The organism is Thalassospira sp. UBA1131 (assembly GCF_002311515.1).
Taxonomy (GTDB): domain Bacteria; phylum Pseudomonadota; class Alphaproteobacteria; order Rhodospirillales; family Thalassospiraceae; genus Thalassospira.
In genome coordinates this window covers 19,541-29,232 of the sequence record NZ_DCAO01000069.1, presented here as the reverse complement: position 1 = coordinate 29,232, position 9,692 = coordinate 19,541, and the positions used below count along the sequence as shown (strand labels likewise).

General features: G+C 56.6%; 8 protein-coding genes, 3 tRNA genes and 1 pseudogene. 9 read left to right on the top strand and 3 right to left on the bottom strand.

Going from position 1 to position 9,692, the window contains the following annotated elements; all coding sequences use genetic code 11:
• The 3 genes from B3Z49_RS11145 to B3Z49_RS11135 form a co-directional block, all read left to right on the top strand.
• Positions 1-487, top strand: a 487-nt coding sequence (locus B3Z49_RS11145) for an ACT domain-containing protein (RefSeq protein ID WP_296990843.1), incomplete at its 5' end; no start/stop codon positions are given.
• A 146-nt stretch (positions 488-633) separates the two neighbouring features.
• Positions 634-1,593, top strand: a complete 960-nt coding sequence (gene glpX / locus B3Z49_RS11140) for a class II fructose-bisphosphatase (RefSeq protein WP_296990841.1) — start codon at positions 634-636, stop codon at positions 1,591-1,593.
• Between the two features lie 145 nt (positions 1,594-1,738).
• On the top strand, positions 1,739-3,031 hold the full coding sequence (locus B3Z49_RS11135; protein WP_296990839.1) for an Hsp70 family protein: 1,293 nt from the start codon (positions 1,739-1,741) through the stop codon (positions 3,029-3,031).
• Here B3Z49_RS11135 and B3Z49_RS11130 read toward each other — a convergent pair whose 3' ends face one another.
• Complete coding sequence (locus tag B3Z49_RS11130; RefSeq protein ID WP_296990837.1) at positions 3,032-3,349, bottom strand: hypothetical protein; 318 nt, start codon at positions 3,347-3,349, stop codon at positions 3,032-3,034. It abuts the gene before it with no gap.
• A gap of 194 nt (positions 3,350-3,543) precedes the next feature.
• Between B3Z49_RS11130 and B3Z49_RS11125 the strand changes: the two genes are divergently transcribed.
• The 6 genes from B3Z49_RS11125 to B3Z49_RS11100 all read left to right on the top strand — a co-directional run bounded on the left by B3Z49_RS11125 (position 3,544) and on the right by B3Z49_RS11100 (position 7,763).
• Positions 3,544-4,083 (top strand): peroxiredoxin, encoded by a 540-nt coding sequence (locus B3Z49_RS11125; protein WP_296990835.1) that lies wholly within the window; start codon positions 3,544-3,546, stop codon positions 4,081-4,083.
• Between the two features lie 113 nt (positions 4,084-4,196).
• Positions 4,197-5,957 (top strand): single-stranded-DNA-specific exonuclease RecJ, encoded by a 1,761-nt coding sequence (recJ, locus tag B3Z49_RS11120; protein ID WP_296990833.1) that lies wholly within the window; start codon positions 4,197-4,199, stop codon positions 5,955-5,957.
• A gap of 80 nt (positions 5,958-6,037) precedes the next feature.
• Positions 6,038-7,300 carry an MFS transporter gene (locus tag B3Z49_RS11115; protein ID WP_296990831.1) on the top strand — a complete coding sequence of 421 codons (1,263 nt, stop codon included), beginning with the start codon at positions 6,038-6,040 and terminating at the stop codon, positions 7,298-7,300.
• Positions 7,301-7,454: 154 nt separating this feature from the next.
• A tRNA-Glu gene (locus tag B3Z49_RS11110) sits at positions 7,455-7,530 on the top strand.
• Between the two features lie 37 nt (positions 7,531-7,567).
• Positions 7,568-7,643 (top strand) — tRNA-Glu (locus tag B3Z49_RS11105).
• A gap of 44 nt (positions 7,644-7,687) precedes the next feature.
• Positions 7,688-7,763: transfer RNA gene (locus B3Z49_RS11100), tRNA-Glu, on the top strand.
• A 78-nt stretch (positions 7,764-7,841) separates the two neighbouring features.
• Here B3Z49_RS11100 and B3Z49_RS11095 read toward each other — a convergent pair.
• Positions 7,842-9,212: a DNA polymerase IV gene (locus tag B3Z49_RS11095; protein WP_296990829.1), complete on the bottom strand. Its 1,371-nt coding sequence runs from the start codon at positions 9,210-9,212 to the stop codon at positions 7,842-7,844.
• 111 nt (positions 9,213-9,323) lie between these two features.
• Positions 9,324-9,692 (bottom strand): annotated as a pseudogene (locus B3Z49_RS11090) (EAL domain-containing protein); the annotation flags it as partial.

Below are 9,692 nucleotides of genomic sequence, written 5' to 3'. Positions count from 1 at the left end.
AACCCAGATTTCCAAGGTCGAAGGCGTATTTAACGCGGTGGCCCTTGAAGGCGACTATGTCGGGCCAGTGGTCCTGCAGGGGCGTGGTGCAGGTGAACGTCCGACTGCATCGGCGGTGGTGGCGGATATCGTCGATATCGCGGCTGGTCGTGCGGCACCTGTGTTTGGTCTGCCGGCAGATCGCCTTAAGAAAAATGTGCGTGCGTCGCTCGAAAAGCATGTTGGCGCCTATTACCTGCGCCTGATGGTGTGGGACCGCCCGGGTGTCATGGCCGAGGTGACCGCAACCCTTGCCAAGCATGGGGTGTCAATGGCGTCCATGATCCAGCATGGCCGGGCCGAAACCGAAGGCGGCGTTGTGCCGGTGGTTATCGTGGCGCACGAAACGACTGAATCCGCCATGTCGGGTGCGGTGAATGATATTGCAGCGTTCGAAAGCAATTCACAGCCGCCGGTTCTGATGCGGATTGAAAGCTTCGCATCTTAACAAAATGAACAACACATATTCGCCCCGTATCTGCCATGATGCGGGGCGATGTTGTATAGCTCGGACAGAAAATCGAGCATAAAAATAAAAAGACAACAATGAGATGGGGCCCCCAGACCCCACATCAGCAATACGAGGAAGAAGATATGGATCGAAATCTTGCGCTTGAAACGGTTCGCGTAACCGAGGCGGCGGCACTTGCGTGCTCTGGCCTGATGGGACGCGGCGACGAAAAGGCAGCCGATCAGGCTGCCGTGGACGCCATGCGCAATGCGCTTAACAGCATGGATATCAAAGGCACGGTCGTGATTGGCGAAGGCGAGCGCGACGAAGCCCCGATGCTGTTTATCGGCGAAGAAGTTGGCTCCGGCGAAGGCCCGGAAATCGATATCGCGCTTGATCCGCTTGAAGGTACGACCATTTGTGCGACCGGCGGCCCGAACTCTTTGGCGGTTGTTGCCATGGCCGAAAAGGGTGGCTTCCTGAACGCGCCGGACACCTATATGGAAAAGATTGCCGTTGGCGGAGGTCTTCCGGATGATGTTGTCGACCTTGATGCCAGCCCGGCCGAAAACCTCAAAAGCTTAGCCGCGGCAAAGGGCTGCGATGTTGCCGATCTGGTTGTGTGTATTCTTGATCGTCCGCGCCATCAGGAAATCATTGCCAAAACCCGCGAAGCCGGTGCACGCATCATGCTGATCGGGGATGGTGATGTTGCCGGTGTGATCGCGACTTCGCAGAAAACCTCGGGCATTGATCTTTACATGGGTACCGGTGGTGCACCGGAAGGTGTTCTGGCCGCGGCAGCCCTTCGTTGCATCGGTGGCCAGTTCCAGGGCCGTCTTGTTTTCCGCAACGATGACGAAATTGCGCGCGCTAAAAAATGGGGCATCGAAGACCTGACCCGCAAATACAAACTGACCGAACTTGCCAAGGGCAATGTCATGTTTGCGGCAACCGGTGTAACCGATGGCGCGATGCTGCGCGGCGTGCGCCGCTTTGCCAATGGGGCCGAAACCGAAAGCATCGTGATGCGTTCGCAGTCTGGTACTGTACGTTACGTCCGCGCGGTGCACGATTTCAGCCGGAAAATCTGGTACAAATAAGCGACCAGTTCTCAAATTTCGTAAAGGGAGTGCCTTGATGTAATTCTCGGCACTCCCTTTTTTCGTTTAATGGCTTGCAGGGGCAGGTGGACTGCGTTACATCCTCCGCCCCCTGTGACCAACACCAAATGCCGGAGCCTGCCTGATGTCGGAAATTATTGCCCTTGATTTCGGAACGACGAACTCTGTTCTTGCCGTGGCAGACAGTGCAGGAAACGTGCAATCCGCCACGTTCGAGGTCGGTACCAAAAGCTTCGATACCTATCGGACCATTCTGTATTTCTGGGAAGATCAGGATCTGAAGGCGCCGAATGCGCCAACCCACACCAAAAGCTGCTCCGGCCCGTTCGCGATTGAGGAATATCTTAAGGAAAGCCACGATTGCCGCCTGATCCAGTCGATGAAATCCTATCTGGCGGCCAAGGATTTTGAGGGGACCGATATCTTCGGGACCAACTATTCCATCGAAGATCTGATTGGTACGTTCCTGACACAGATCCATCACTTCGCGCAGCACAGCCTTGGCTGGCTGGGACAGCGGGTCATTTCCGGGCGTCCGGTGGCGTTTGCGGGCAATAATCCGGACAATGACTTTGCCGAAATGCGCTTGCGTTCGGCGTATGAGCAGGCCGGTTTTGATGTCGAGGCCATGGTGTTCGAACCATTGGCAGCGTCGTACTATTACGGGCGTGAGCTTGATAAACCGGAAACTGTTCTGGTCGCCGACTTTGGCGGTGGTACCAGTGACTTTTCGCTGATCCGCTTTACGCCGGGATTGGGCATTCGCGGGGTGCAGCCGCTCTCGCACACTGGTCTCGGTGTTGCGGGAGACCGGTTTGATTATCGCATCATCCAGAAGGCAGTTTGGCCGCGTCTGGGCTTTGGCTCCGAATACAAATCCATGGGCGCGACCCTGCCGGTCCCGCGGCAATATTACACGGCGTTTTCGCGCTGGCACGAACTGGCCATGATGAACCAGCCCAAAACCATCAACGAAATCAAAGGTCTGATCAGGTCCGCGACCAAGCCCGATGATATCGAGGATCTGGTGGCCATCATCGAAGATGAAATGGGTTTCCACCTCTATCAGTCGGTATCAAAAGCCAAGGCAGAACTTTCTGAAAAAGACAGCACCATCTTGCAATTCGCCCACGGCGGGGTAGAGATCGAAGAAAAACTGACCCGTGCCGATTTCGAAGCCTCGATTGCACCCGACATGGCCGAGATCGAACTGGCGGCCAAGAACTGCCTTGATCAGGCTGGTGTCGATGCGCGTGACGTCTCAAAGGTCTTCATGACCGGTGGCACATCCTATGTCCCGGCTGTGCGCAAGCTGTTCGAAGACCGCTTTGGCAAGGACCGCATCGAAATCGGCCAGCCGTTCCTGTCGGTGGCACACGGGTTGGCTCTGATCGCGGCGGACGAAGGCATCGTCTGATCAGCAGGCGAAGTCACCGCCGCACTGAACCGACAGCAGCACGACTGCGAGAATGACAAGCCCGATGGCAAGGCCGCTGAGCCCATAAAGCCAGATTGATTTCGGGTGGCGTTTGAATATCCACGGAAGAATGCCGCCCATCAGGCAGAGCACCGGAAATGCCAGGACGCTGAAAAACAGGAACTGGGTGTAGACATTTTCATCTGATCCCGTTGCGTCAAACATCATTGGTGAAAACATCACCATTGGCATCGACATCAGGGCAGCAAGTACGGACAGGATGGTTAATCCGATCCTGAGACCTTTTTTGTGGGGCATTGCGCGTATCCGTTTTTGTTATTGCACCAGTTTGCACAGCTTTGCCGCGCAGGCAAATGGTGTGATGCAGCAAAATGTTTTTCACAATACGAAATCGATGCTTCTTTTTAAGCGTTGGGTTCAGACTTATCTTGATAGCCAAAGGGTCGAACCTTGTTCGTGATAAAAGCCCGCTCTTGTATCCTGGGAGGATCATGATGAGTTCAGAAAGCGACGCACATGTGATTGAACGCCTGACGGGGCAAATCCTGCCTGCAATGGGGTTGTCCGCAACCAACGACACATCTGTTGATTTGTCGACATTGCCGGGCCGCACAGTTGTCCATGCCTATCCGCGCACGGCAGAGCCCGGCGTGCCGTCACCGGAAGGCTGGAACGAAATTCCCGGTGCCAAGGGGTGTACGCCGCAATCTTGCTCGTTCCGCGATCACGCCTCGGAATTGCGTGCGGTCGGGGTCGAAAACCTGTTCGGGCTTTCAAGCCAGACAACCGATTATCAAAAAGAAGCAGCCGAGCGCCTTCATCTGCCATTTGCTTTGCTGTCGGATGCTGATCATCGCTTCAAGGAAGCCATGGCGATGCCCGATTTCGAGGCCGACGGCATGCGCCTGTTCAAGCGTCTGACCATGGTCATTGATGATGGCAAGATCACCAAGGTGTTCTATCCCGTCGATGATCCCGCCGCAGACGCCGAGAACGTTTTGAAATGGTGCGGCGAAAACCCGGTCGGCTAGGGATTGCCAACTCTCGGCGCGGTTTGATCGATTGGCAAAATATCCGGTTTCAGACCGCCCGAGATTGCGCTATTCCATAGGGCATGACAGAGCATCCACAAGAAAAGACTTTTATGGGTATCGAGCGATCCGTCACCGGCAAATGGTGGCGAGAACGCGCAAATGACGAGCGACTGGCAACGACGATTGCACAGCGTTTTGGCGTGCCCGAAATTGTTGGCCGGGTGATGGCCGCGCGCGGCATTGACCTTGATGACGCCGAAAGTTTCCTGTCACCGACACTGCGCGATTTGATGCCCGATCCTTCCAGCTTGCAGGATATGGATAAGGCAGCCGCGCGCATTGCCGACGCCATCGAGGCGGGCGAGGGGATTGCGGTATTTGGCGATTATGACGTTGATGGCGCGACCAGTACGGCGTTGTTGAAACGGTTTTTCCGCGCCATTGGTGTTGATGTCCCTGTCCATATTCCCGATCGCATGAAAGAGGGCTATGGCCCGAATGCGCCAGCCCTTCTGGAGCTGCAGCGCAAGGGCGCCAAGCTGATCCTGACGGTTGATTGCGGGGTAACGGCCTATGCGCCGTTGCAAGAAGCCCGCGATGCCGGGATCGAGATCATTGTCGTCGACCACCATGCAGCAGAGCCGGAATTGCCGCCTGCCGTCGCGGTCGTGAACCCCAACCGGCTTGATGATGAAAGCGGGCTTGGGCATCTCTGCGCGGCCGGTGTGGCCTTTTTGGTCTGTGTGGCGTTGCTGCGCGAATTACGCAATCGCGGCTGGCTGGAAAAGAAGGGCGTGCGCGCACCGGACTTGCGCAACTGGCTGGATTTGGTGGCCCTTGGCACGGTGTGTGATGTGGTGCCGCTGCGCGGATTGAACCGGGCGTTCGTCACCCAAGGCCTTAAGGTGATGAAGCACCGATCCAATGTCGGCATGACGTCGCTTGCCGATATTGCCGGCGTTAACGAGGTGCCGAGTGCCTATCACTTGGGTTATGTCCTTGGGCCGCGTGTGAATGCCGGTGGGCGCGTTGGAGAGAGTTTTCTGGGCACCACCCTGCTTTCGGGTGAGAACCCCGCGGAGGCGCAGGATATCGCCCGCAGGCTTGATGAATATAACCGTGAGCGTAAGGCGATCGAGGATATCGTCCTTGATCAGGCCATCAGCGCGGTCGAGGGCAAGTCAAAGGTCGGCTCCATGGTGCTGGTCGGCGGCGATGACTGGCATCCCGGCGTGATCGGTATTGTCGCAAGCAGGCTTAAGGATCGCTATCACGTGCCGTCGCTTGTGATGGGCAAGGTTGACGGCGTCTATAAGGGGTCTGCGCGATCTGTGCGCGGCATTGATCTGGGCGATGCGATCATTGCGGCGCGTCAGGCCGGGCTTCTGATCAATGGTGGCGGGCACCATATGGCGGCGGGCTTTACACTTGATCCTGAAAAGCTTGACGCGTTCGAAGCCTTCCTTGAGGAACGCTTTGCCAAGATCATCGCCGAAAACGACATCCGTCCGACGATCACGGTCGATGGGGCGCTTCATGCCAAGGGGGCGACACTTGAGCTTATCGACTCACTTGAAAAGCTTGGTCCGTTCGGGGCAGGCAATGCCGAGCCCAGATTTGCCTTCGTCGATTGCCGGGCGGTCAAGGCCGACGTTGTCGGGCAGGATCATGTGCGCTGTATTCTGACCGGCTCAAACGGGCAGGGGCGGCTTAAGGCAATTGCGTTCAGATGCCTTGATAATGATATGGGACAGACCCTGATCAAACATGGTGGGCGCCCGTTGCATGTTCTGGGACATTTGCGCCGCGATAGCTGGCAGGGGCGGGAAGGTGTGCAGCTGATCATTGATGATGTGGCCTTGCCGGTCTAGCGACGTGAACCCGGGCAGGTCAGCTATGATGCTGCAAATGCTTGCCGTTATGGTTTGATCAGACTAATCCTGAAGGCACCATGACACAAAATTCGCGCCCCACACCCACCTCTGCGACGCCCAAGCATGGCCTCGGATCGTTTCTGATCGTTCTGATGCCGATCATGCTGGCCTTTTCGCTTAGCCAGTTTTTCCGTTCTGCCCAGGCGCTGCTTGCCGGGCCGCTTCGTGAACAGCTTGCCGTGACACCCGAACAGCTTGGCCTGATATCGGGCAGCTTCCATTTTGCCTTTGCGCTCATGCAAATCCCCGTCGGGGTGCTGCTCGACCGGTATGGACCGCGCCTGACCAACGGGTTTTTGACCATGGTCACCGTGGCGGGTGTCTTTATCTTTGCCAATGCGCAAAGTGTGCTGGGCCTGATGGCTGGCCAAGCGGTGATTGGCGTTGGCTGTTCGGCAGCCTTCATGTCGGCACTGGTTCTGGCCGCGCGCTGGACCGCACCTGAAAAGTTTGCCGCCGCATCCGGACTGATCGTTTCGTTCAGTTTGATGGGCGTTCTTGCATCGGCAACGCCACTTGCGACACTGGTCGAGGCCTATGGCTGGCGGGCGGTTTATTACGGCCTTGCCGGTATTGCGTTGATTGCGGTGGTGCTTGATTTCATTCTGGTCCGCGACAACCCGCCGGGCCATGCAACCCATGCCCAGCGCGGCGAAAGTGTCGGTGATGTCCTGCGCGGCATGGTATCGGTCTGGTCAAACCGGCAGGTCTGGTTGCTGTCGGGCGTGGCGTTTTTCAGTTATCCGACGATCCTGACGGTGCGGGGCCTTTGGGGCGGGCCTTATTTGCATGACGTGTTTGATCTGGGCGCGGTCGAGGTCGGCAATATCCTTCTGGTGATGACGATTGGCATGATCATTGGTCCGCCGACCTATGGGCAACTGTCGCGCATGATGCCTGATAATACCCGTGGTCTGATTGTCTTTGCCGTGCTGGTCGGGGCGGTTGCCTGCCTGTTGCAGGCCTTTGTCGGACCGATGGGGACCGGCATCGCCATGGTTTTGATGTTGCTGCACGGCTTCCTTGGCAGCAGTGCGACGCTTAATTACGCCGCATCGCGCAAGGCGGTGGCCGAACATCAGATTGGCCGGGCACTGACCACGATCAATCTCGCGACCTTTGGCGGTCTGTTCGTCCTGCAAGGCATTGCCGGGCTGATTGTCGGCCATTATGAGGCCGACCCGGATACCGGTTACAAGGCGATGTTTGTCTTTTTGGGCTGTGGTCTTGCTGTGGCGGGGATCAGTTTCTGGATTGGAACCCGACGCCGCGGCCAATAAACCGTCTGGTTAAACAGTGTGCCAGGGTTTTTCAGTATTTGGTCGGGAATGGCATCATTTACGCCAAGGGATTAAAAAAAACGTCACAGGGGCGAAAAAGCCGCTTGACCTGACCCCACCCAATCGCTAAAAACCGGCCTCGTTAACGCGCTGCGTCCCCTTCGTCTAGAGGCCTAGGACACCGCCCTTTCACGGCGGCAACAGGGGTTCGAATCCCCTAGGGGACGCCACTCGTTAACATAGACTGACTTCGATTGGTGCGTATGTGTCCCCTTCGTCTAGAGGCCTAGGACACCGCCCTTTCACGGCGGCAACAGGGGTTCGAATCCCCTAGGGGACGCCACCAACCGAAAGTCACGACATTCGCACATAAATGCTTGTGCCTGTGTCCCCTTCGTCTAGAGGCCTAGGACACCGCCCTTTCACGGCGGCAACAGGGGTTCGAATCCCCTAGGGGACGCCATATTTTCCAAATATAAATCAATATGTTAGCGCACAAATGTCGCGCTGTACATCATTTGTCTTTTGCGCGATTTCGCTTCTAGAAACGGAATTTGTGTTGGCGTGGTGCCATCTTTTTATGCTGCCGATAACGCCGTGTCAGGCTCTCGCGCAATTGTTCGGCAGTCGGTCGCGGAAGGTCGATGACCATGCGCGGGGTTTCTGGTGTGATTGCGTCTGACTGCGCGGCATCATCGGTGATAGCGGCAATATCACCGGCAAACAAATCAACCGGATCGGCCATATCGGCGTCGTAAAGGTCGGCGACCCCGACGCCAAGCAACCGATAGCGCGTGCCATCGATTTCCTTTTTAAGCAGGGTCAGGGCGGCATCCAGAATGACGTCGTCGCGCAAGGTCGGATAAGTCAGGCGCATGTTACGCGTGCGGAGCTTGAAATCCGATGATTTCAGCTTCAGGATCACGGTGTGCCCCGCGATTTCCTTGCGCGCCAGATCGCTTGCGACCCGCGATGTCAGGCGGGTGGCGATCTCGGATAGTTCGGACAGGCTTGCGATATCTTCGTTGAATGTGGTTTCCGAAGACAGGCTTTTGCGTTCCGTGCTTTGCTCCACACGCCGGTTGTCTTCACCGCGCGAGAAGTAAAAGAACCGCTTGCCAATACTGCCATATCGGCCCTGAAGGGTATGGATGTCCATTTCCTGCAGCTGTCCGATGGTTGTAACGCCATCTGCATGCAGTTTGCGCTCCATCGCGGGGCCAACCCCCCACATCATGCGCACTGGCTTGTCGGCCAGGAAATCAAGCGCCTCACGCCGCCCGATCATGGAAAAGCCAAACGGCTTGTTGAGGTCCGATGAGATTTTGGCAAGAAACTTGTTATAGGAAAGCCCGATCGAGACCGTAATGCCGACTTCGCGTTTGATTGTCGCCTGAAGGTCGATCAGGCATTCTGCCGCCGATTTGCCATGGGTTTCCATGGCGTTGGTAAGGTCCATAAAGGCCTCGTCAATCGACAGCGGTTCGATATCGGGGGTGAGTGCACGCATCATGTCGCGAATGCGATAGCCTTCGCGCTGATACTTTTTCATGTCGGATTTCAAAAACACCGCATCAGGGCAGAGTTCCCGTGCCTTGAAGGCAGGCATTGCGGACCGCACGCCATATTTTCGCGCAACATAACAGCATGTCGCAACAACACCACGATGACCGCCGCCAATAATAACGGGCTGATCGATCAATTCCGGCCGGTCGCGCTTTTCAATCGAGGCATAAAAGGCATCGCAATCGAGATGGCCAATCGAAAGCTCCGGCAGTTCCGGGTGGGCGATGGCGCGCTTGCAGGAACAGACCGGGCAGGGCACATAAGACCCGCTACCGCTTTTGGGAAGCGGTCGGTCAAGATGCAGTCGCCATTTGTGATGGCAATCCGGGCACAGCGCGTACAACATGCTTATGTGTACTGCTTTTGTTCCCGTTTTGCCAAGGGGTGAAATGAAGGTGGTGGCTGGTAAACCAAGGCTCCTGACCGGTTTGTCAGGAGGATGTCTGGCTGCGGTCGATTATCGCGTTGGCTTGTCGTCGGTTGGCCTTGTCGGCGCAGGTCTGACGGGCTTTTTGGCGTCGCGCTTGGCGCGGCGTTGCCGGGCGATCATGTTGTCGATATAGCGCCCTTGGAACAGGGTGATGCCAAGCGACTGGCCGAACTTGATCGCGGTGGGCGAATCACAGCGGCACAGGATCACGCGTTCCCGGCCGGAGTTCTTCACCAGGCTGTCCATTTCCGAATATTTTTTTCGGATGACATTATCGGTCATCTCTTCGCGCCAGGCGACCTTGATAAAGTCGGCCTTAAGGCGTTTACGATCAACAAAGGACAGGGCTTCCACCGTCAGGTTGTCGATCAGAATGCGATAGCCGCGCTCATGGAA